At 68.8% G+C, this 22,379-nt stretch carries 17 protein-coding genes; 13 read left to right on the forward strand and 4 right to left on the reverse strand.

Translation table 11 applies throughout. The features are described from left to right. Positions 1-1,379 precede the first annotated feature (1,379 nt). The 3 genes from rplM to glmM all read left to right on the forward strand — a co-directional run bounded on the left by rplM (position 1,380) and on the right by glmM (position 3,946). Complete coding sequence (gene rplM / locus CW348_RS01020; protein WP_011293037.1) at positions 1,380-1,829, forward strand: 50S ribosomal protein L13; 450 nt, start codon at positions 1,380-1,382, stop codon at positions 1,827-1,829. Between the two features lie 33 nt (positions 1,830-1,862). Beyond that, complete coding sequence (rpsI, locus tag CW348_RS01025; protein ID WP_011293036.1) at positions 1,863-2,372, forward strand: 30S ribosomal protein S9; 510 nt, start codon at positions 1,863-1,865, stop codon at positions 2,370-2,372. 224 nt (positions 2,373-2,596) lie between these two features. Then, a complete protein-coding gene (gene glmM / locus CW348_RS01030) occupies positions 2,597-3,946 on the forward strand; it encodes a phosphoglucosamine mutase (protein ID WP_104612846.1) in 1,350 nt (449 codons plus the stop codon). 161 nt (positions 3,947-4,107) lie between these two features. On the opposite strand, the gene glmS is transcribed toward glmM, so the two are convergent. Next, positions 4,108-5,958 carry a glutamine--fructose-6-phosphate transaminase (isomerizing) gene (gene glmS, locus CW348_RS01035; protein ID WP_016189232.1) on the reverse strand — a complete coding sequence of 617 codons (1,851 nt, stop codon included), beginning with the start codon at positions 5,956-5,958 and terminating at the stop codon, positions 4,108-4,110. A 552-nt stretch (positions 5,959-6,510) separates the two neighbouring features. On the opposite strand from glmS, the gene coaA reads away from it, so the two are divergent. Further along, positions 6,511-7,416: a type I pantothenate kinase gene (coaA, locus tag CW348_RS01040; RefSeq protein WP_016189231.1), complete on the forward strand. Its 906-nt coding sequence runs from the start codon at positions 6,511-6,513 to the stop codon at positions 7,414-7,416. Between the two features lie 2 nt (positions 7,417-7,418). Here the strand turns inward: coaA and CW348_RS01045 are convergent, their stop codons facing one another. Next, the gene (locus CW348_RS01045) at positions 7,419-7,910 is read right to left on the reverse strand and encodes a DUF4913 domain-containing protein (RefSeq protein WP_011293032.1); all 492 of its coding nucleotides are present in this window, start codon (positions 7,908-7,910) and stop codon (positions 7,419-7,421) included. A gap of 207 nt (positions 7,911-8,117) precedes the next feature. Between CW348_RS01045 and CW348_RS01050 the strand changes: the two genes are divergently transcribed. The 7 genes from CW348_RS01050 to tsaD all read left to right on the forward strand — a co-directional run bounded on the left by CW348_RS01050 (position 8,118) and on the right by tsaD (position 16,337). Then, positions 8,118-9,590 carry a bifunctional ADP-dependent NAD(P)H-hydrate dehydratase/NAD(P)H-hydrate epimerase gene (locus CW348_RS01050; RefSeq protein WP_011293031.1) on the forward strand — a complete coding sequence of 491 codons (1,473 nt, stop codon included), beginning with the start codon at positions 8,118-8,120 and terminating at the stop codon, positions 9,588-9,590. Positions 9,591-10,163: 573 nt separating this feature from the next. Next, complete coding sequence (locus tag CW348_RS01055) at positions 10,164-12,323, forward strand: PrsW family intramembrane metalloprotease (protein ID WP_011293030.1); 2,160 nt, start codon at positions 10,164-10,166, stop codon at positions 12,321-12,323. An 85-nt stretch (positions 12,324-12,408) separates the two neighbouring features. Next, positions 12,409-13,533 (forward strand): alanine racemase, encoded by a 1,125-nt coding sequence (alr, locus tag CW348_RS01060; RefSeq protein ID WP_278459562.1) that lies wholly within the window; start codon positions 12,409-12,411, stop codon positions 13,531-13,533. Between the two features lie 104 nt (positions 13,534-13,637). Beyond that, positions 13,638-14,135, forward strand: coding sequence for a tRNA (adenosine(37)-N6)-threonylcarbamoyltransferase complex ATPase subunit type 1 TsaE (gene tsaE / locus CW348_RS01065; RefSeq protein ID WP_011293028.1), 498 nt, complete (start codon positions 13,638-13,640; stop codon positions 14,133-14,135). An 11-nt stretch (positions 14,136-14,146) separates the two neighbouring features. After that, complete coding sequence (gene tsaB / locus CW348_RS01070) at positions 14,147-14,842, forward strand: tRNA (adenosine(37)-N6)-threonylcarbamoyltransferase complex dimerization subunit type 1 TsaB (protein ID WP_016189229.1); 696 nt, start codon at positions 14,147-14,149, stop codon at positions 14,840-14,842. Then, positions 14,839-15,297, forward strand: coding sequence for a ribosomal protein S18-alanine N-acetyltransferase (gene rimI, locus CW348_RS01075; protein WP_011293026.1), 459 nt, complete (start codon positions 14,839-14,841; stop codon positions 15,295-15,297). The genes tsaB and rimI overlap by 4 nt, the downstream gene beginning before the upstream one ends. Further along, positions 15,294-16,337: a tRNA (adenosine(37)-N6)-threonylcarbamoyltransferase complex transferase subunit TsaD gene (gene tsaD / locus CW348_RS01080; RefSeq protein WP_011293025.1), complete on the forward strand. Its 1,044-nt coding sequence runs from the start codon at positions 15,294-15,296 to the stop codon at positions 16,335-16,337. Before rimI ends, tsaD begins: the two co-directional genes overlap by 4 nt. Positions 16,338-16,447: 110 nt before the next feature. On the opposite strand, the gene CW348_RS01085 is transcribed toward tsaD, so the two are convergent. Further along, positions 16,448-18,421 (reverse strand): hypothetical protein, encoded by a 1,974-nt coding sequence (locus CW348_RS01085; protein WP_394355881.1) that lies wholly within the window; start codon positions 18,419-18,421, stop codon positions 16,448-16,450. Positions 18,422-18,730: 309 nt separating this feature from the next. Continuing rightward, positions 18,731-20,002, reverse strand: coding sequence for a class I SAM-dependent methyltransferase (locus CW348_RS01090; protein ID WP_011293023.1), 1,272 nt, complete (start codon positions 20,000-20,002; stop codon positions 18,731-18,733). A gap of 193 nt (positions 20,003-20,195) precedes the next feature. On the opposite strand from CW348_RS01090, the gene groES reads away from it, so the two are divergent. Then, positions 20,196-20,507: a co-chaperone GroES gene (groES, locus tag CW348_RS01095; protein ID WP_011293022.1), complete on the forward strand. Its 312-nt coding sequence runs from the start codon at positions 20,196-20,198 to the stop codon at positions 20,505-20,507. 142 nt (positions 20,508-20,649) lie between these two features. Next, on the forward strand, positions 20,650-22,263 hold the full coding sequence (gene groL, locus CW348_RS01100; RefSeq protein ID WP_011293021.1) for a chaperonin GroEL: 1,614 nt from the start codon (positions 20,650-20,652) through the stop codon (positions 22,261-22,263). Positions 22,264-22,379 lie beyond the last annotated feature (116 nt).

The following is a 22,379-nucleotide window of genomic DNA, read 5'->3' on the forward strand; positions in this document are numbered from 1 at the left end:
GGGGGTGCGGGGGGGGGGGGGGGGGCGGGGGGGGGGGGTCGGGCCGGGCGCGGCCCGGGGGGGGGGCGCAAGGGGGGGGGGGGGGCGGGGGGGGGGTGGGGGGGGGGGGGGGTATGGGGGGGGGGGGGGGGGGGGGGCCGGGGGGGGGGGAGGGGGGGGGGGGGGGGGGGGGGGCCGGGGGGGGGGGGCGGGGGGGGGGGGGGGGCCGGGGGGTTGTCCGGGGCCGGGCTGTCCTTGGGGTGGTTGAGGCCCCGTCATCGGCTGGCCTTGCGTAGGACCGGGCTGGCCCTGTGCAGGCTGCGGGCCGGTAAGCGCGGGCTGCCCCTGACCGGGGTGCGGGCCCGCAGGCACGGGCTGTCCTTGGGCAGGCTGCGGCCCCGTCGACGCGTGGCCCGGAGCGGGCTGCGGGCCGGAAGGTCCAGGCTGTCCAGGAGATGGCTGAGGTGGACGAGCTGTGGATGGCATAGGTCCTAACGGGGATTGCGATTCCAACCCGAGAAGGTCATGGCCTTGGCTGGATGGGGATGATGGAAGGGAAGAAGCAGACCGCGGAGCCTGCGCGGTCTCGTCCGCGCCCTGATGAGGGTCGGCGGGCGGGGGAGGGAACGACGGTCCGGGAGGAGTTGGTCCGTCGGCTGGCTCGTTCGGTTGCGGTGCGATGGGAGACTCCGGATGCTGTCCTGGGGCGGGGAGTGGAGCCGCGAACGGCTGAACCCCGCCGCGTGCTTCGTCACGAATTCCGTATTCTCGCCTGTTCAGAATCGGTCGCGAAGCCGCGAACCGGACCAGGGGGGGCGAACAGTCCTGTCGGAGCGTCGCACGTTCGAGCGGACACACCGCCAGGGGCAGAACAGAAGAAACGAGGAGAGCGGTGCGGGGTTTCCCCGCTCACACGCTATCCTCATGTGATAAGGCGGTGGCGACACTGCCGGCACCATCCTAGTCAGTGCTTTCCGCAGTGGACCGTTCCACCGTCCGGTTCCCCTGGGGCAGAGCACCTGACCTCGAATTGACGCGCGTGGTGGTGTGATCGACCCGGCGGGTCGGGACCGGTGACAGTGCGCAAGCACTCGACGGTCAAGGCATAATGAGAGTGGAGTAATCGCGCATCGTGCGCGAGCCTGGTCGCCCCATGGCATGCCACGAGAGCCATGGGGATTTTGACCGTGGCCTGCGTGCGGGTTACGATTCTCTGTCGTTGTGCGTTGAGTTGTCGTGGGTACCCACCAGACCTCGTTGGGCGCCGATCACGCATCACCGTCTGCGCACTCAAATCTATCGAAGAGTTCCGGGACACCCGGAGACTGTTCGGTCCAGTAAGTACGAGTTTGCCGTCTCGCACAGAGACGGACACCGCCGACTGAGAAGGCAATACGATCGTGCGCACATTCAGCCCCAAGCCCAGCGATATTCAGCGTCAGTGGCACGTCATCGACGCCTCCGATGTCGTGCTCGGCAGGCTGGCTAGTCGCGTTGCCACGCTGTTGCGCGGCAAGCACAAGCCGTACTACGCGCCCCACGTCGACACCGGTGACTACGTGATCGTCGTGAACGCCGACAAGGTGGTGCTGACCGGTAAGAAGCTGGAGCAGAAGCGGGCCTACCGTCACTCCGGCTACCCCGGCGGCCTGCGTTCCATTCCCTACAGCGAACTGATGGCGAAGAACCCGGCACGCGCTGTAGAGAAGGCGGTCAAGGGCATGTTGCCGAAGAACTCTCTCGGCCGTCGGATGGCGAAGAAGCTCAAGGTGTACGCCGGGCCGGAGCACCCGCACCAGGCCCAGAAGCCGGTGCCGTACGAGATCACCAAGATCAAGCAGCCCGCGTAGGCGTCGCGAGACTAAGGAAGTACGAGGAGAACCGTGGTCGAGCCCACCGGCATCGAAGACGTTCAGGAATACGACGAGAACTCCGAAGAGTACCCGGCCGAGTACACCACCGAGACTCCCGAGACGGTCGGCGAGACATACATCCCGACGGCGGTCGGCCCCTCTCTGGGAACGGGCCGCCGGAAGACCGCTGTCGCGCGCGTCCGTGTCGTCCCGGGCACCGGTGAGTGGAAGATCAACGGCAAGTCGCTTGAGGAGTACTTCCCGAACAAGGTGCACCAGCAGCTCATCAAGGAGCCCTTGGCCACTCTGGGTTTTGAGGGCGCCTACGACGTCTTCGCACGCCTGAACGGCGGTGGCACCAGCGGCCAGGCCGGTGCGCTCCGTCACGGCCTCGCCCGCGCACTTGCCGCCATGGATCCCGAGCACAACCGTCCGCCGCTGAAGAAGGCCGGCTTCCTCACTCGGGACGCCCGGAAGGTCGAGCGGAAGAAGGCCGGTCTTAAGAAGGCCCGCAAGGCGCCCCAGTACTCCAAGCGGTAGTTCTTTTCCGACTTGGCGACCACGTTATTACAACGTGGTCACGATTGGACGTGTCCCACGGGGAACAGGTCCTAGGCCCGCACTGATGACTCGTTGTCTCAAAAACGAGTGGTCAGTGCGGGCCATAGTCGTTTCTATCGGCATTGGTGCGCTCTCGCCGCCACATACTGGTGTCCGTAGCGGCGACCAGCGCCATCATCTGGACGAAACGGAGCGATTGGTTCGTGACACGGCTGTTTGGCACCGACGGAGTCCGCGGGCTTGCGGGCCGCGATCTCACTGCTGGACTAACCCTGGAGCTCGCCATTGCGGCGGCTGAAGTCCTCCCAGAGCGAGGCATTCCCGGAAAGCGGCCCCGCGCCGTGGTCGGCCGTGATCCGCGTGCCTCAGGCGAGTTCCTGGAAGCGGCCGTAGTAGCGGGACTCGCCAGCGCCGGGGTGGACGTCATCCGCCTCGGTGTGCTGCCCACGCCTGCCGTGGCTTTTCTGACAGGCGAACTGGACGCGGACTTCGGGGTGATGCTCTCCGCCAGTCACAATCCGGCTCCGGACAACGGCATCAAATTCTTCGCCCGCGGCGGCCACAAACTGTCAAACGAGGTGGAAGACGAGATCGAACGGCGGCTGGGCCGTGCCGTGGCGGGGGCAACCGGCCGGGACGTCGGCCGGGTCACCGACGATACGGACAGCGTGGAACGCTACATCACCCACCTGGTGAACTCCCTGCCCAACCGCTTGGACGGGTTGAAAGTCGTTGTGGACTGCGCCAACGGTGCGGCAGCGGGGATCGCCCCGGAGGCGCTGCGCCGTGCCGGCGCCGACGTGATCGCGATCGGCGACAAGCCCGACGGGTTCAACATCAACGAGGGATGCGGGTCCACCAACCTGGACGCGCTGCGCGCGGCGGTGCTGGAGCACGGCGCCGATGCGGGCATCGCGCACGACGGGGACGCTGACCGCTGCCAGGCGGTGGCCGCTGACGGATCTGTTGTCGACGGCGACCAGATCATGGCCGTCTTGGCGCTGGAACTGTACGAGGCGAACGCGCTGCACAACAACACCCTCGTGGTCACGGTCATGTCGAACCTGGGACTCAAACTCGCCATGAAGGAAGCCGGGATCACCCTGGTCGAAACCCAGGTGGGCGACCGCTACGTCCTCGAAGCCATGCGGGCTGGGTCGTATTCGCTGGGCGGGGAGCAGTCCGGCCACATCATCCTGCTGGACCATGCGACGACGGGCGACGGCCTGCTGACCGGCATGCACCTGCTCGCCGCGGTCAACCGGAGGGGAGTGGCGCTGGCTGAGCTCGCCAAGGTCATGAACCGGCTGCCGCAGGTGCTGGTGAACGTGTCCGGGGTGGACAAGACCCGGGTTGCCACATCGGAGCGGATCGCTGCGGAAGTGGCTGCGGCCGAGGCGGAGCTCGGGGACAGCGGCCGCGTCCTGCTGCGGCCGAGCGGCACCGAGCCGATCGTCCGGGTGATGGTGGAGGCAACGTCGCAGGACCGTGCTCAGGCCATCGCTGACCGGCTGGCCGACGTAGTCCGAGACGAACTGTCCATCAACGCGTAAAAAGCCTGCTGGGAAGCGCTGCTGCCCTGTTTCCCTCCCGGCGGGAAACAGGGCAGCAGTGTGTGCGCCAAGGCTCTGCTGCCCGGCCCTGCTCGAGGACCGCGGACACAGCGAGGGGCCAGCACTCGGCGTGCCGGCCCCTTCCGCACGAGATGCGAGACTTACTCCACGGTCACGCTCTTGGCCAGGTTGCGTGGCTGGTCCACGTCGTTGCCCTTGGCCAGTGCCAGCTCGCAGGCGAACACCTGCAGGGGCACGGTTGCCACGAGCGGTTGCAGCAGGGTGGGCACGGCGGGGATTTCGATCAGAGTGTCAGAGTAGGGGCGGACACTCTCGTCTCCCTCCTCCGCGATCACGATGGTCCGCGCACCCCGTGCCCGGATCTCTTGGATGTTGGAGACGATCTTGTCGTGCAGCACGCTGCGGCCCTCGCGGGACGGCACCACGACAACGACCGGCAGACCGTCCTCGATGAGCGCGATCGGTCCGTGCTTGAGTTCCCCGGCCGCGAACGCTTCCGCGTGCATGTAGGCCAGTTCCTTGAGCTTGAGGGCGCCTTCCATAGCCACCGGGTAGCCCACGTGCCGGCCTAGGAAGAGCACCGTCTTCGCTTCGGCGAGCGAGCGGGCCAGGTCGCGGACCGGCTGCACGGTGTTGAGTACCTTCTCCACCTGCTCCGGCATGCGGGCGAGCTGCCCGATGATCGCGTTGATCTCGTCGCCGAACTTCAGGCCGCGCACCTGAGCCAGGTAGAGGCCGACCAGGTAGCAGGCGACGAGCTGGGTGAGGAAGGTCTTGGTCGCGGCCACACCCACCTCGGGGCCGGCGTGCGTGTACAGCACCCCGTCGGACTCCCGGGGAATCGTGGAGCCGTTGACGTTGCAGATCGCCAGCACCCGGGACTGCTGCTCCCGGGCGTAGCGCACCGCCATCAGGGTGTCCATGCTCTCCCCCGACTGGGAGATGGCGATGACCAGCGTCTGGGGATCCAGGATCGGGTCGCGGTAGCGGAACTCGCTGGCGACCTCGACCTCGCACGGGATACGGCACCAGTGCTCGATGGCGTACTTGGCGATCAGGCCCGCATGGTACGAGCTGCCGCAGGCGACGATGACGATCTTGGAGATCTGCCGCAGCTCCTCGGGAGCCAGCCGCATCTCGTCCAGGGTCAGCGTGCCGTCCACGGCGACCCGGCCGAGCAGCGTGTCCGCGATCGCACGCGGCTGTTCGGCGATCTCCTTGAGCATGAAGTAGTCATAGCCGCCCTTCTCCGCGGCGGAAGCGTCCCAGTCCACGTGGTATTCGCGCACCTGGGCAGGGGCACCGTCGTAGTCGGTGATAGTGATCGAGTCGGCCCGCAGCTCGACCACCTGGTCCTGGCCCAGTTCGATGGCGTCGCGGGTGTGCGCGATGAACGCGGCCACGTCGCTGGCAAGGAAGTTCTCTCCGTTGCCACGGCCGACGACCAGCGGGGAGTTGCGGCGCGCGGCTACCACCAGTCCCGGGTCGTCTTCGGAGATCGCGACCAGGGTGAAGGCGCCCTCAAGACGGCGGCACACCGAGCGCATAGCCGCACCAAGGTCGCCGTTGTGCTCAGTGAGCTGCTCGCTGAGCATGTGGGCGACGACTTCGGTGTCGGTTTCGGAGCGGAACTTGCAGCCACGCTCCTCCAACTCCATCCGCAGTTGCGCGAAGTTCTCGATGATGCCGTTGTGGACCACCGCCACACGGTTCATCTCGTCTACGTGGGGGTGGGCGTTGCCGTCGGTGGGCGCACCGTGGGTGGCCCAGCGGGTGTGGCCGATGCCGATGCCGTCGGCGGAACGCGGATTGGCTTGCAGCGCGGCCCGCAGGTTCGCCAGCTTGCCGGCCCGTTTCTCCGTCTGGAGTTTGCCGTCACTGAGCACTGCAACTCCCGCGGAGTCGTATCCCCGGTACTCAAGCCTGGCCAGACCTTCGACGACGACTTCCAGCGCCGGTTTCGGCCCGACGTAGCCAACGATTCCACACATGAGCGTCAGAGTAACCAAAAAAGGGGGAGAAAGAGAGGAGCAGCGGTCCTGTCTTTGCATGATTTTCGCAGGTAGCGGTATAGACCAGTGCTCCAGCCCGCCGGTTTGGCGCAGGTCGGGCCCCGCGGGTTTGCCGTGGTTGCCTCAGGAAAGCGTCTGACTTCTCACACCGGGTTTTCAGCCGGGGGTCCCGCACCTCCCTGGAAAACACCGCGGACATCGGGAGGGGACGCTGCGGGGAGGCGCCCGGAATCCTCGGCCAGGCCACACAGCGAAAGAGGCGAGGAATGCGTGTCGCGGCGTCTGCAGGGCAGGGGCAGCCTTCCCCCTGCCGGGACGGGAACAGCACCGCCCCATACTGTCGGAAGAGTCCTATGCCAGGACTGCGCAGCGGTGCAGGGGGCCGGGGAAGCTCCACCGGCGCACCGTGCCACCCATGGTCAGGGGTCTGAACGCGTGAAGAGGCGGGGTGCCCCACAGGTACCGAATCCCGTTCGTCTAGGGTGAGCAGACGTGTCTCACGCGACGAAAAACGGCTTTTTGACGCCGTACGTGGAACTCGACCGCCAAGCATGGGCCGAGTTGCGGGCGGCGACTCCGCTGTCGCTGACGGAAGCGGAACTGGAGAAGCTCCGCGGTACCGCGGACCCCACGTCGCTGGACGAAGTCCGGGACATCTACCTGCCGCTCTCCCGACTGCTCAACTTGTATGTCAAAGCGACCCGGCAGCGGCACGCGGCGGTGCGGGACTTCCTCGGGGAAAGCGACCGTCCCACCCCGTTCGTCATCGGAGTAGCGGGGAGCGTAGCCGTCGGCAAGTCCACGACAGCCAGGCTGCTGCGGACACTCTTGTCGCAGTGGCCGGACCATCCCCACGTCGAACTGGTCAGCACCGACAACTTCCTCTACCCCAACGCGGTGCTGGAGGAGCGCGGGATCATGAACCGGAAGGGCTTCCCGGAAAGCTACGACCGGCGCGCTCTCCTCCGGTTCGTCTCAGAGATGAAGGCCGGAGCGGACAAGATGGAGATCCCCGTCTACTCGCACCTGGCCTACGACATCCTGCCTGGCGAGACGCAGATCGTGCACCGGCCCGACATCCTCATCGTGGAGGGCATCAACGTGCTTCAGCCGCCTCCGCCCGGGCGGCTGGCGCTGGCCGACTTCTTCGACTTCTCCCTCTACGTGGACGCCCGCGTGGAGCACATCCGGTCGTGGTATCTGAACCGGTTCCTGGAACTGCGCCGCACCGCGTTCGAGGACCCGCGCTCCTACTTCCACGCGATGGCGACGTCCGCTTCTGAGGAAGAAGCCAAAGAATTCGCGATGCACACCTGGCACACCATCAACGAGGTCAACCTGGTGGAGAACATCATCCCCACCCGGCCGCGCGCGACCCTGGTCCTCTTCAAAGGAGAAGACCACCGGGTCCGCCGGGTCCGTTTGCGGAAGACCTGAAGTCAGGAGTCTTTCGGACGGTGCCCGGCGGGGCCCAGGCAGTTCACGAACGGGCCGTCAGGGGCGAAGAGCCGGTCCAGGACAGGGTCCAGGTGATCGCGGTGCCAGATTCCCGGCCCCGATGCCCCGGAGATCGTGGTGTCGGTGAGCTCCAGGTAGGACAGACGCAGCGCGTGGAGCCTGCCTACCGCCTCGTGATGCTCCCACCAGGCAGGGCACCAGCGGGTCACTGGGCCCGCATACACGGGGATCAAGAAGTCGTTCACCCACGAGACGAGAGCGGCGAGTTCTCCCCGGTACTCATCCCGGGACAGGTTGAAGATGAACTGCGAGGCGGGGGCCCGTTCCTGCGAACGCGGCGGTGCCGCGGTCGCGATCTCACTGAGCTGGGTCTGCAGCCGGATGACGTCCGCGCCGAGCTTGTGCATGGCGTTCTGCAGGAGGGAGACGCGGTCGGTCAAACCGGAATCGACACGGTCGTCGGTGTAGGTCATGGGAGCGTCCCGTGCTGCTTGTCGATGGATGACGACTGATCTTTCTCTTTCGCGTTGGAAGAAGTAAACCAGGACGGGCGGGCAGCATCGGTGACGGATGGGTAGCTGGATAAGGACCACCGCACCACACGATCCGATGCCGTCCGCAACCATGATTGCACCGGAGGACGGGTGTGCCCGCACCCGGCAGCGACCACGGGGAGAGGTATGCGCACCGCACACATCGTGGAAACCGTCCGCGCCGCGGAAGGCGCGCTCCTAGCGCAACTGCCGGAAGGCACGCTGATGCGGAGAGCCGCCTTCGGCCTGGCGTCAGTGTGCGTGCGGATCCTGCCCCGCGTGTCCGGGGCGCGCGTAGTGCTGCTGGTCGGCAGCGGGGACAACGGCGGTGACGCGCTTTTCGCCGGGGCTGAGCTGGCACGTCGCGGCGCCGCGGTCACCGCGGTCGGCGCGGGACGCACCCTGCATGAGCGCGGCCTGGCCGCACTGCGGGCCGCCGGCGGCCGCACGGCCTCGGTGGAGCAGGCAGCGGCCCTTGTCGCCGGAGCGGATCTCGTCGTGGACGGCCTGGTGGGGATCGGGGTGCGCGGGGCGTTGCGGGAACCGCACGCTTCACTGGCCGCGTTGACCGAGTCCACCGATGCCGCGGTGGTTGCCGTGGACCTGCCCAGCGGGGTGGACGCGGACACGGGAGCGGTGCCGGGGGCTAGCGTGCGGGCCGACGTGACGGTCACGTTTGGCACGTACAAGCCGGGACTGTTGGTCGACCCGGGCGCGGGGCGCGCAGGCGTGGTCGAGTTCGTCGATATCGGGCTGGCCCCGCAACTACCCGACCCGGACCTGGTGTCTTTCCAAGCTGAGGATGTTGCCGCGCTGCTGCCCCGGCCCACCGCGGAGAGCGACAAATACCGTCGGGGAGTGCTGGCGCTGGCCGCGGGCAGCAACCGCTACCGGGGGGCCGCGGTGCTCGCCGCAGGGGGCGCACTGCGCACCGGGGTGGGCTTGCTGCGGTATGTGGGCGAACCGGAGGTGGCGCGCGAGGTAGTGGCCCGGTGGCCGGAGACGGTCGCCTCGGCGCTGGACCCGGTAGACCCGGTGGCGAGCCTGCCGCAGCGGGTCGCGGCCTGGGTGATCGGCCCGGGGCGCGGACTGCACCCCGCAGCGCTCGCCGAGCTGGAAGCGGTGCTCGCCAGTGACGTTCCGGTGCTGGTGGATGCCGACGCTCTCACTCTGCTCGCCCGCAACCCGGCCCTGGTGCGGGAGCGCACAGCCCCCACCCTGCTCACCCCGCACGCCGGAGAGTTGACGCGGCTCCTGCCCGGCGTGGAGCGCGCCGACGTCGAAGCGCACCGGTTGGACTATGCGCGGCGCGCTGCCGCCGAATACGGCTGCACCGTGCTGGTGAAGGGGTCGACGACACTGGTTGCGGAACCGAACCGGGCGGTGGCGGCCAACCCGACGGGCACGCCCCTGCTCGCCACGGCGGGGAGCGGGGATGTGCTGGCAGGCATGATCGGCGCACTGCTGGCTACCGGCCTGCCTCCGTGGGAGGCAGCGGCGTGCGGCGCCTACCTGCACGGTATGGCGGCCCGGTTGGCGCACGGCGGCGCTCCGATCAGTGCATCCGACTTGTTCGACGCCATTCCGCGGGCGATCTCCGCGGTCGTGTACCGCGAATAAGGCCTGCCGCGCTACCGCAGGGCGTTCGCCGACCGTCCAGGCGCACGCATTCTCCTTGCAGGACGTCCTCCAGCGGAGGAAAGCACCCGTCGCGCAGCTTGAGAAAAGAGGACAGCGCACCCAGCCAGGCGGAATTCCTGCACGTCCAGCCCTGGTGCTGGGGCCGCTGATGCGTCGGGCTGCCGCTCTGCCCTCGGCCCGAAAGCCGCGTGGAGGCTCCTAGCGGGGAATTGCGACTCGTCAGCACGGCGCGGTCCGAAAACGGGACCGGTTGATTCAACACGGTTGGTGCCGGGGTGTTTCCATGCCCGGACGAAGGCGAGCGTCGTCGAAAAACCGCGGGTATTTTCTCCCGCACCAAAAACGGAACTGATCCGATCACACGGCAGGAGTTCCCCTTATCCCTCTGGCACGCAATACCACACCGTGAACATGCCGGGTTCGCCCCCGAGTGGGACCGTGTTCCCAGACCTCTTGAAAAAGAGTCGTTTCGCCGCGATAACGTAAACACTTCGCCGGAGCGCTCCGGTGTGACGTGTTGCGCCAGCACCCCGGATACAGGAAAACGAGGCCATGGACCAGCAGGCCATGCTCACGCGCGATCTGGTACTGCGGATCTGCGCCACCGCCACCGAATTCGACCTGGACTGGATCGAATTCGACCGTAAAATCGTGGCGCCGTTCACCGCAGCGCGCGACACTTCCCTTATTGAGCGGATCACCGCAGCCGCCGCAGCGGTAGGCGTCGACCACGTGCTGATCTGCCGCACCCGCTCCGAATACGCCTACGAACCGGTCATTCAAGTGCGCGCGGCCACCTCCTCGCTGATCGGGGTCATCCGCAGTTGGGGCGACACCCCCACCGACTTCCTCGTCTGCCTCGAAGACCTCTCCGCAGCGGTCCTCGTCACCGCAGACGAGCTCACCGTGGCCGCCGGACCCGCGGACTATGTGGCCGCCTTTGTCGGCGACGACATCGGCCGCGCCCGCGCCGAATTCGCGGAGACCGCGCACACCAGGAACGATCCGGAACTCCTCCAGGCCGCTGTCCGCTACGGCTGCCTCGACCCCGCCGGCCGTGACAAACGCAAACCCCGGGGCGACGTGGGGGAACGCGTCAGCGCATGGGGGGAAGCGCTCCGCGACCGGTCACCGCGCTCCGTTGCCCGGGCACGTGCGGTGCGGGGCGCGTGGGGGTGGATCGCCCTGCTCCTGCTCGCCCTCGCCGCCCTGGTCGTCCCTGCGATCCCCACCGCGCTCACCGCTGTCGCGTTGACCGTGTGGCTGCTCGCGCAACTCGCCTGGCTGGCCCGGTCCCGCACTCTCAGCTTCGCCGCGCTGCTGCGCCTGACCGTCCTCGGTGCCCTCGCCCTCGGCCCCATCGCTTTCCTGGAACTGGCTGTGGCCGCGCTGCTGCGCCTCGACCCCTTCGACCCGCTCGCCTCCGTCGCCGTCGCGGTACCCGTCGAAGAGGTCGCGAAATTCCTGCCGTTCCTCGTGTTCTGGCTGGTGGCCCGCCGTCGGATGCGGCGCTTCGCCGCCGTGGACTATCTGCTGGCCGCGGCAGCCTGCGGGGCAGGTTTCCAGCTCGCGGAGACCGTCGCCACCGTCCTGAGCGCGGACGAGACCGCCTTCCACCCCCTGCCGCAAGGAGGAGCGTTCACCCTCTTCCCCGGATGGCTGGAGATCCCGTGGGCAGACATCCGCTTCTCCGGGCATGCGGTCACCACCGGACTCGTGGGCGCCACACTCGGGATCGCCGTCGTGGGACGGCGCCTGTACGGGGCCAAGCTGTGGCTGCTGCCGCCTCTCGCGCTGGGCGCGGCCGCCCTCGAACACCTCACCTTCAACGCTCTGCTCGCCGGTTTGGAGCCCACCGCCCTCACCGCGACCGTGTTCGCGCTCTACGGCAACGGCGCGGCAACCCGCTGGCTGCTGCTCCTCTTCCTGGTCTGCGGGGTCCTGCTGGACTACCGGATGCAGCGGCTCGCCGCCCACACCACGCCGCCTCTCCCGGGGAAAGCCCCGCTGCGCCGTCTGGCCGCTCAAGCCTACGGCCGTGCAGTGTGGTACCGCTCCCACCTGCCCGGGGACATCGCCCCGCTGTTCCGCCGCATCGCCTTGGCCTGGGCGCGGCTCCCTGTCACCCTCGTCGAAGCGGCAGCCGCGATCCTGCACGAATACACGGTCCAGCTCGCGGCCGCCAGCCGGGGCCCGACAGCGCTCTGCACGGCCTGGCGTGTCCTGCGCCGCCGCCGCGAACACGCCATGGGCGTGGCCCGAGCCGCGGGACAGCCGACCCGGGTCCCCGACCGGGACAAGCTCGCCGCGGAAGCAGACGGACTGCTGGTACGGCTCGGGCTGGCCACCCCGGCAGCACTGGCTGTCTGTGCCGCGGCAGCCGCGGTCGTGGACAGCCTCGACCCTGGAGTACTAGGCGGCGCCTACGCGCTCCCCACACTCCTCGCCGTGACCGCATGGTTCACCGCGCTGCCCACTGCTGACGCCGTCTGGGTGCTGGTCGGGGCAGGAGCCCTGGTCTCGCTGCTGGCCAGCGGCTGGTCGGTGCCGCGCGACCAGCCGAATCCACGCCGCTTCCTGCGCACTCCCCGTGCCACGATCGGCGCGGTCCTGGGCGCAGCCGCCCCGGGGCAGCTGCCCTATGCGGCCGTGGGCATGCTGGGACTGCTGCTGCCGAAGAGCACCGCACGCCTGCTGGTGCGCTCTCGGTAAGGAGCCGATTTCTGCTGGTAAACCCGCACAAATCAGGGACCGCAGTCCCGGGTCGGACGTCCGATTTCGTGTCAGACTTGCACACATGTCGTCTTTTGCCGAAGCCAGGATCGACCTGGACGCCATCAGCGGCAACATTGCGCTCCTCGCTGAACGAGCAGCGGGCGCCCAGGTGATGGGCGTGGTCAAAGCAGACGGGTACGGGCACGGCATGGTCCCTGCCGCGCGGGCAGCGCTCGCCGGAGGGGCAACCTGGCTGGGCACCGCATTCATTGCCGAGGCGCTGCAGTTGCGTGCTGCCGGCATCGACGCGCCGATCCTCGCCTGGCTGGTGCCCCCCGGAGAACCCCTCACCGAGGCGATCGACGCCGGCATCGACCTCGGTATCGGATCGATGTGGGTGATCAACGAGGTCATTGACGCGGCCCGGCAGGCGCGCCGCCAGGCCCGCATCCACCTCAAAGTCGACACCGGGCTGAACCGCGGCGGTATCGGCCCCGCCGACTGGTCTGCCGCAGCTACGGCCCTGGCGCGCGCCGAAGCCGCAGGGCTGCTCACCGTCACCGGAGTGTTCTCTCACCTCGCCTGTGCCGACGAGCCCGACAACCCCGCCACCACCGCCCAGCTTGAAGCCTTCCACCAGGCGCTGTCCGTCGCCGACAAGGCCGGGCTGCACCCCCAGGTCCGGCACATCGCCAACTCTGCGGCGCTCCTCACCCGACCCGATGCCCGATTCGACCTGGTGCGGCCCGGGATCGCCACCTACGGGCTGTCCCCCATCCCCGGCCTGGACGTGCCGGGCCTGCGGCCCGCCATGACACTCAGCGCCACCCTGGTGGGCTGCAAACGAGTCCGCCCCGGCAGCGGCGTCTCCTACGGGTACCGCTACGTGACCGACCGGGAAACCAACCTCGCCCTGGTACCCCTCGGCTACGGCGACGGGGTGCCGCGCGCCGCAACCAACCGCGCCCCCGTGTTCGTGGCAGGCCGCCGCCGCACCATCGCCGGAACCGTGTGCATGGACCAGTTCGTGGTGGACATCGGCGACGACACGGTCACCCCCGGCGACCGTGCAATCCTGTTCGGCCCCGGCGACCACGGCGAACCCACCGCCCAAGACTGGGCGGACGCCTTGGACACGATCTCCTACGAGATCGTCACCCGCATCGGCCGGCGGGTGCCGCGCGTCTACACCGGCGCTGTGCGCTGATCCCGCACCGCACACTGTCCGGACCGCTCCCCCCGAGTGCCTACCCTGGTGCTGTACGGCGCGGTACCCACCGCTTCCCTCACAACGCCGCGAGCCGAACGGATATGACCGACACCTCCTCACCTGACACGACCACTGTCACCGTCGCCACCGACACGGCGATGCGGGCCCTCGGCCGCGCTATTGCGGCCGAAACCCGCGCCGGAGACCTCCTGCTGCTCTCCGGGCCGCTGGGCGCAGGCAAGACCACCTTCACCCAAGGGCTCGCCCAAGGACTGCAGGTGCGCGGCCCCGTGACGTCGCCGACCTTCGCTATTGCCCGCACCCATCCCAGCCTCGTCGGCGGCCCCGACCTGGTCCACGTGGACGCCTACCGGCTCAGCGGCCCCGAAGAACTCGACGACCTCGACCTGGAAGCGGGAATGGCGGAGTCGGTCACCGTCGTCGAATGGGGGACGGGAATCGCGGAGTGGCTCAGCGACGACCGCCTGGAGATCAGCATCGACCGGCACGCCGACGACACGCGGACCGTGCAGATCCGCCGCATCGGCGACCGCTGGCGCGGCACACTGACCGCACTCGCCGGGGACAAACTCGAATAGGCTGGTCCACCGTGCTGCTACTGGCTTTCGACACTGCCACTCCCGCTGTGACGACGGCGCTGTGCGAGTCCGGCCCGGACGGGGTACGGGTGCGGGCCGCCCGCACCACCGTGGACGCGCGCCGCCACGGGGAGCTCCTCACCCCCCAGATCCGCACGGTCGTCGCGGACGCCGGGGTAGACCTGGAGGACGTCACCCACATCGCGGTGGGTATCGGTCCCGGCCCGTACACCGGGCTGCGGGTCGGCTTGGCGACCGCGCACGCCCTCGCCGAAGCCTTGGGCGTGCCCTGCGTAGGCGTGGCCACCCTGGACGCTCTCGCGTGGGCGTCGGGACGGACCACCCCGTTCATCGCCGCCACCGACGCCCGCCGCAAAGAAGTGTTCTGGGCCCGCTACACCGATGCTGCGACCCGGGTCGGGGACATCGCCGTGAACCGGCCCGCCGACGTCGACACCGCGGGCCTGCCGGTGATCGGGCACGGCGCCCACCTGTATGCCGACGTCTTCGGACAGGACCCTGAGGCAGCCGAACCGCTGTACCCGACAGCGGCCGCGCTCGGTGAATTCGCGGTGCGGGCCTTGCGCGACGGCACCCCCCTGCCGGAGCCGCGTCCCCTGTACCTGCGCCGACCCGACGCCCAGATCCCCGGGGCGCCGAAGAAAGTACGCCAGCCCACGGCGGCCGAACTGGGACGGTCCCGATGACTCCGCTGCTGCGTTCGATGACCCTCGACGACGTCGCAGAAGTCCTCGCATTGGAGCGGACCCTGTTTCCCGCCGACGCGTGGAGCGAGGGGATCTTCCGCGACGAACTCGCCCAACCCGACCGCTACTACCTGGTCGCTGAGGAGGCCGACGGGACACTCGTCGGCTATGCGGGACTGCGCGCGGTACCTCCCGAAGGCGACGTGCAGACCATTGCCGTGGCCCCCGAACGGTGGGGGAAGGGGATCGGCCGCGCCCTGCTGACCGCGCTGCTGGACGAGGCGCGCCGCCGCGGCATCACCGCCATGTTCCTGGAAGTCCGGTCGGACAACCCGCGTGCCCGGGACCTGTACCAGAAGTTCGGCTTTGTGGAGGTCGGAGTCCGCTCCGGCTACTACGTCGGCGCGGACGCCATCATCATGCGCCGCCTGGAGCCCATTGAGGAAGAGCGATGACCACTGCCAGCCAGCCGCCCCTGATCATGGGGATCGAGAGTTCCTGCGATGAGACCGGGGTCGCTTTCGTGCGCGGCTGTGAACTGCTCGCCGACGAGGTTGCGTCCAGCGTCGATGAGCACGCCCGGTTCGGCGGCGTGGTGCCCGAGGTCGCCAGCCGCGCCCACTTGGAGGCGATGACCCCCACCGTGCGCCGGGCCGCGGAACGCGCCGGGGTGCGGCTGTCCGATGTCGACGCGATCGCGGTCACCGTGGGGCCTGGCCTGGCGGGGGCGCTCCTGGTCGGCCTGTCCGCGGCCAAAGCCTACGCGCTCGCCCTGGACAAACCGCTGTACGGGGTGAACCACCTGGTCGGCCACGTCGCCGTTGACCAGTTGGAGCACGGGCCGCTCCCCAAACCGGTGGTGGCGCTCCTCGTGTCCGGCGGGCACACGTCCCTCCTCCTCGTCCGGGACTTGGCGACCGACGTGCAACTGCTCGGCGAGACCGTGGACGACGCCGCGGGCGAGGCCTACGACAAAGTGGCGCGCCTGCTCAACCTGCCGTATCCAGGGGGACCGCCGATCGACCGCGCCGCCCGCGACGGGGACGGCACCGCCATCCACTTCCCGCGCGGCAAATGGGGGGACGGAACCTACGACTTCTCGTTCTCCGGGTTGAAGACCGCCGTGGCCCGCTGGGTAGAGGACGCGGAACGGCAGGGGAGGCCCGTGAGCGTGCCCGACGTGGCCGCAGCGTTCCAGGAGGCGGTCGCGGACGTCCTGACCCGCAAGGCAGTGGACGCGTGCCGGGAGCACGGGGTGCGCCACCTGGTGATCAGCGGCGGGGTGGCCGCTAATTCGCGGCTGAGGGCGCTCGCGGAAGAGCGGTGCGCCGCGGCAGGGATCGAAGTGCGTGTGCCCCGGCCTCGGCTGTGCACCGACAACGGGGCGATGATCGCGGCACTGGGCGCGGAAGTGGTGGCCGCGGGGCTACCGCCGTCCCCGCTGGACATGGCCGTGGACACTTCGCTGCCGGTGAGCAGCGTGCTCGTGAACTGACCGGGCCGCGAGCATCCCGATCCGCCGCTGGGGGCTCTACTGCCCCAGCGGCCCCCAGACAGCGGCAGGGGCCGGCCCGCACGCGGACCGGCCCCGGGAGAGGACGAGACTTACTCGTCGTCCAGGTCGTCGAAGTCGCTGCTGTTGCGCCGCTTCTTGCCGCCGTCGCGGCCGGGGCGGAGCAGGGCTTCGGCGAGCGCGAGCATCGTCTCTTCGAGAGCCGCCAGGCGCTTGGTGACGTCGTCGTGCGACGTCTCCACCACCTCGCTGAGGGTCTCTTCGAACTCGTGCCGGTCCGGCCGGGCCCGCAGCTCGTTCAGCAGCGGGTTGAGGTTCTCGTCGAGCTTGCGGTCCAGCGAGTCGAGCCGGTCGCTGTGGTCGATGACCGGGCGTTCCACCAGCTCGGACAGGCGACGGTGCACCTCGCTGACTTCGAGCGAAGCCGGAAGCTGAGCGAGACGCTGGTTGACGGCCTCCAGCCGGTCGTCGATCGCCTCCAGCCGCCCGTCAACCCCTTCGAAGTGGCCGTGGACCCCTTCGAACTTGCCTTCCACACCGGTGACCCGGCCGTCGAGGCCGTCCAGCCGCCCGTTGATCCCGTCGATCTTGCCGTCGATGCCTTCGAAACTGCCGTCGAAGCGGCCTTCGAACGTGTCGAAGCGGCTGCCTAGGTTCTCCAGGCTGTTCTCGAACTTGCCGGCCAGCGACTCGTGCTGGCTGTCCAACCGGGTCGTGATCGTGGACAGGTGCGTGTCGACCCGCTCCGCCAGCTCCCGCTCGTGCTGGTCGAGCCGTTCCGTGACAGCGTTGTGGTGTTCCGCGAACCGTTCGCTGAGCGCGGCGCCCCGCTCCTGGGCCGCGGCGTCGAGCGTGCGGAGCTCTTCAGCCACCGCGGCACGCAGCTCCTCGACCCGGGCAGTGAGCTGCTCGAGGAGTTCGGCAGAGTCCGACTTGGCGTCGGAACGGGCCTCGGCGAGCGCCGACGCCAGTTCAGCGGCCGCGGTCGCCGCAGCGGAGCGCCCTTCGTCGAAGGCGGCGCGCAGACTGTCCGCGGTTTCCGCGAGCCGGGCCAGCAGCGCTTCGCGGAGCTCTTCGTCGCGTTCCCGCAGTTCCGCGTGCTGGGACGCGGACTGTTCGGACAGTTCCACCCGGTTGCGGCGCAACTGCTCCCGCATTTCGCCGAGCCGCTCTTCGGTGGTGCTGCTCAGCGCCGCCACCGCGCTGTTGACGTCGGCGATCGCAGCAGTGGCCTCGGCGTGGTTCTCGTCCGCCTGCGTGGTCAGGAACTCCATGCTCTGCGAGAAGGTGCCGCTGAGCGCGTCGCGGTGCTCGTCGAGCCGTGTGGTGAGCGCGTCGCGCTGCTCGGTCAGGGCGGTGGTGAGCGCGGCTGTCTGCTCCGCCGTCTCCTGGCGCAGGGCGTCGGCGGTTTCGGTGATGCGCTGGCCGAGTTCGGTGCGGGCCTCCTGCAGCGCGTCGCGCTGCTCGGCCAGTGCGGCGAGGAGACGCTGCTCCACGCGCTCCCCGACCGTCTCCACCGCGTTCTCCAAGGTCGCGGCACGCGTGCTCAGCGATTCGATGGCCTCGTCGATCCGCGACAGGCGCAGGTCGATCGCGCTGGCCAGCCCGTCCAACCGCTCGGTGAGCGCGGCTGTCTGCTCTGCGGTGCGGGACGCGGTCTCGGCGAGTTCCGCCAGGCGGCCCAGCACACTCTCCAGGCCACTGACGAGCCCGGTGACGTCCGAGCGCAGCGGGGCCATCTCCGCGAGCGGCTCAACCCGGGCACCCACCTGCTCGATGTGTTCCGCGAGCGTCTCCGCCCACTCCGGAGGACGGGTGGACAGCGACTCGACCCCGGCCTGGACCGTGGTGACGCCGTCGGTCAGAGTGGCCAGCTCGCGTTCCCGGACCTCACGCAGCAGCCACTCCATGCCCTCCAGCCGTTGGCGCATCTCCTCGGTGATCGCATCCTGTGTTTTCTGCTCCGAGAGATGCTCTTGGGCGGCCCGGGAGAGCAGCTCCCGCATGCGATCAGAGATCCCGGTCTGACCTCCCCCGCTGAGGAAGTTGTGGTTGGTCTGTTCCACCGAGGTGCTCCTTTAGATGTGGCACTTCCCCGCCCGTCAGTGGCTCAGGGCGGGGAGTCCTCGCGAGGTCCGACGGTGCCGTGGACATCCACGTCGTGACAGATCAGAGTCTTGTCCCTACTCAGAGTCGTGATGGGTTGCTAGAAGAAACCCACCAAAAGGGGGTAAAAGTAGCCGCCGGACTAATCGCGAGTTGAGGGGAGAAACATTCAGCGCGGCCAGTCTAACGACAGACCAGCCGTTGTCTCATGAGACGGCGAAAGAACTATACATACCGTTATGTACAGCGATACCGCGGCAGAAGAGCGCTCACGGTGACCCACCGTCCTCACCTGCGGCAACCTCGGCGCACAACAGGCAGTACGGCCGGGAGCCGAACCGGGTCAGCACCACCACGGCCGTCTCCGACCCGCGCAGCTTCAAGTCGCGGCGCAGCCGTTCCACGTCGACTGCGGAGCCGCGCTTCTTGATGGTCACCGTGCCCACGTTCCGCTCTCGCAGCGCGGCCCGCAGCCGCTTCAAGGAGAAGGGCATCACCTCGCGCACCTCGTAGACCTGGCATAACGGGGTGCGGACCAGGGAGTCGGAGGTGAGGTAGGCGATCGCGGGGTCGAGCAGCGACCCGTTGACCGCTGCCGCGGCCTCGGCCACCAGGTGGGACCGGACCACCGCGTTGTCCGGCTCGTACAGGTAGCGCAGCGGCCGGGAGAGGGGAGGCGTGCCCAGGCGGTGGTCGACCACCGTGATGATCTCCACTTCGCCGGAGCCGGGCTTGGTACGCACCAGGGTGGCCTGCCGGGAAGGGGCCCCCTCGGCGAGTGCCCCGAACCACAGCGTGGTCTCTTTGACCTCCCGGTCCACGGAGATCCACTCGGCGGCGGTGCCGTCGGGGATCGACTCGTGCGGCAGTCCCGGCGCGGCTTTGACACATCCGGCTGGGGCGGCCTGGGCCAGGGCCACGACCGTGTCCCAGGCGGGGGAGTAGGCGCGCGGGTCGAAGACCCGGCCGCGGTGGCTGCGCCGCGCGGGGTCACAGAACACAGCCGCGTACTCCGCAGAGCGGACCTGGGTGGCGTCGCCGAGCCGCACCTGGGCGCGCCCGGCCAGGCCCGCGGCCGCGATGTTCGCTTCGGCGACGGCGACCGTGAGCGGGTCCTGGTCGACGCCTTCCACGGACAGTCCGGCCCGGGCTAGCGCGAGCAGGTCTGCGCCGATGCCGCAGCACAGGTCCGCGACGGGGGCGGTGGCGCTGGCGACGCGGTCGGCGATGCGGCGGGCCCGGTAGGCCGCCACCGGGGCCCGGGTGGCCTGTTCCAGGCCTGCAGGGGTGAAGAACATCTGGTCGGCGAGCGGGCCGAACTTCGCTTTGGCGCGACTGCGCAACCGGACTTGGGTGAGGAGCGCGTGGACGAGTGCCGCGGCCTCTTCCTCAGGGAGCTCGGCGAGGGCTGGGTGGCGGCGCAGCCGGTCCACTGCCCGCAGCGGGTCGGCTGCCGACTCGCCCGGGGCCACTTCACCAAGCAGGCGTTCCCCCACCGGACTGCGTAAAGCGAGAAAGCCTGCCAGCTCCCTGTTTGTCACGTTCGTGTTCCCCTGTGACCTGTTGTTTGACGACCCCGATGGGCGCCACTACTGTTTCGTATTGGCACTCTCAAGGGTAGAGTGCTAATCGCGACGAGGTTGGTCTGGCACCCGCGACGGCAGGCCGCCGTGGTCGTCCCTTTTGTCTGCATGCCATTCATCGTTCAGAAATTCTGAAGGGGGAGGTCACACCGTGTCGACCGCCACCAAGATTGTGCTGAAGCCGCTCGAGGACCGCGTCGTCGTCCAGCCTCTGGAGGCCGAGCAGACCACCGCGTCCGGCCTGGTCATCCCGGACACCGCCAAGGAGAAGCCCCAGGAAGGCAAGGTCCTCGCTGTGGGCCCGGGCCGTTGGGACGACGAGGGCAGCAAGCGCATCCCGCTGGATGTCAAGGAGGGCGACATCGTCCTCTACAGCAAGTACGGCGGCACCGAGGTCAAGTACGACGGTGAGGAGTACCTGGTGCTCTCCGCTCGCGACCTGCTCGCGGTCGTTGAGAAGTAAGCCACGGAACATCCTTCCGAGCAAGGTGTGACTGCGCGCGGGCGGGACCACCCGCCCGCGCGCTTTCCGTGTGGCCGCGCTGTGCCTGAGCCGGCGCGGCCGGTGCACCGCAGTCGATCTCAGCACTATCCGAGGAAGTCCAATGCCCAAAATCCTGGAGTTCGACGAGTCTGCGCGGCGCGCTCTGGAACGCGGTGTGAACCGCCTCGCTGACGCCGTCAAGGTGACGCTCGGCCCGAAGGGCCGCAACGTCGTCATCGACAAGAAGTGGGGTGCCCCGACCATCACCAACGACGGTGTCACCGTCGCCCGCGAGGTGGAGCTGGAGGACCCCTACGAGAACCTGGGCGCCCAGCTCGTCAAGGAAGTCGCCACCAAGACCAACGACGCGGCCGGTGACGGTACGACCACCGCGACGGTGCTCGCCCAGGCGCTCGTCAACGAAGGGCTGCGCAGTGTTGCCGCGGGTGCCTCGCCCATCCTGCTGAAGCGGGGCATCGACGCCGCCGCCCAGGCGGTCTCCGAGACTCTGCTGTCGCGGGCCCGCGAGATCGACGAGCGCGGCGACATCGCCTACGTGGCCACCAACTCCGCGCAGGACAAGCAGATCGGTGAGCTGATCGCCGAGGCCTTCGACAAGGTCGGCAAGGACGGGGTCATCACCGTCGAAGAGTCGCAGACCTTCGGTATGGACCTGGAGTTCACGGAGGGTCTGCAGTTCGACAAGGGCTACATTTCGCCCTACTTCGTCACCGACCCGGACCGCCAGGAGGCGGTGCTCGAGGACGCGCTGATCCTGATCCACCAGGGCAAGATCAGCAACCTCGCCGAGCTGCTGCCGCTGCTGGAGAAGATCGTCCAGACCAAGAAGCCGCTGCTCATCATCGCCGAGGACGTGGAGGGCGACGCGCTGGGCGCGCTCGTGCTCAACAAGATGCGCGGCACGCTGTCCGTGGCCGCGGTCAAGGCCCCCGGCTTCGGTGAGCGCCGCAAGGCCATGCTCCAGGACATCGCGATCCTCACCGGCGGCCAGGTCATCGCTGAAGAGGTCGGCCTGACCCTGGAGAACGCTGAGCTCGACGTGCTCGGCAAGGCCCGCCGCATCACCGTCACCAAGGACACCACCACCATCGTGGACGGTGCCGGAGACCAGTCCGAGGTCAACGACCGCATCAACCAGATCCGCAAGGAGATCGAGGCCACCGACTCTGACTGGGACCGCGAGAAGCTCCAGGAGCGGCTGGCCAAGCTCGCGGGCGGTGTCTGCGTGCTGCGGGTGGGCGCCGCGACCGAGGTCGAGCTCAAGGAGCGCAAGCACCGTCTCGAGGACGCCATCTCCGCGACCCGCGCGGCCGTGGAGGAAGGCATCATCGCCGGCGGCGGCTCCGCCCTGGTGCACGCCGCGAAGACCCTGGAAGGCGACCTGGGCCGGACCGGTGACGAGGCCACCGGTGTGGCGATCGTGCGCCGTGCGCTGGTGGCGCCGGCCCGCTGGATCGCCAACAACGCGGGCGCCGAAGGCAACGTGGTCGTCTCCCGGATCGCGGAACTGGAGCCCGGCCACGGATACAACGCGGCGACCGGGGAGTACGGCGACCTGGTGGCGCAGGGCATCATCGACCCGGTGAAGGTCACCCGGTCTGCGGTGCAGAACGCCGCGTCCATCGCCGGCATGCTGCTGACCACCGAGGCGCTGGTCGTGGAGAAGCCCGAGGAGGAAGAGAACGCCGAGGGCGGCCACGGCCACAGCCACTGATCCGAGGCCTCTCCCGTCACGGGAAGCAGCGGGCCTTTACCACGCGTGTCCCGGGTCTACCCCCGGGACACGCGTGGTGTCCCGCGAGAATAGTCCCAAATGTAACCATTCTGTTG

The sequence above is a fragment of the Thermobifida sp. genome (genome assembly GCF_017577275.1).
GTDB classification, from domain to species: Bacteria; Actinomycetota; Actinomycetes; order Streptosporangiales; family Streptosporangiaceae; genus Thermobifida; species Thermobifida fusca.

Excerpts from the sequence above, each read along its gene's own strand:
- glmS (WP_016189232.1), bottom strand. The coding sequence starts at position 5,958 with ATGTGTGGAATCGTTGGCTACGTCGGGCCGAAACCGGCGCTGGAAGTC.
- CW348_RS01045 (WP_011293032.1), bottom strand. The coding sequence starts at position 7,910 with ATGACCTACACCGACGACCGTGTCGATTCCGGTTTGACCGACCGCGTC.
- CW348_RS01050 (WP_011293031.1), top strand. The coding sequence starts at position 8,118 with ATGCGCACCGCACACATCGTGGAAACCGTCCGCGCCGCGGAAGGCGCG.
- CW348_RS01055 (WP_011293030.1), top strand. The coding sequence starts at position 10,164 with ATGGACCAGCAGGCCATGCTCACGCGCGATCTGGTACTGCGGATCTGC.
- alr (WP_278459562.1), top strand. The coding sequence starts at position 12,409 with ATGTCGTCTTTTGCCGAAGCCAGGATCGACCTGGACGCCATCAGCGGC.
- tsaE (WP_011293028.1), top strand. The coding sequence starts at position 13,638 with ATGACCGACACCTCCTCACCTGACACGACCACTGTCACCGTCGCCACC.
- rimI (WP_011293026.1), top strand. The coding sequence starts at position 14,839 with ATGACTCCGCTGCTGCGTTCGATGACCCTCGACGACGTCGCAGAAGTC.
- tsaD (WP_011293025.1), top strand. The coding sequence starts at position 15,294 with ATGACCACTGCCAGCCAGCCGCCCCTGATCATGGGGATCGAGAGTTCC.
- groL (WP_011293021.1), top strand. The coding sequence starts at position 20,650 with ATGCCCAAAATCCTGGAGTTCGACGAGTCTGCGCGGCGCGCTCTGGAA.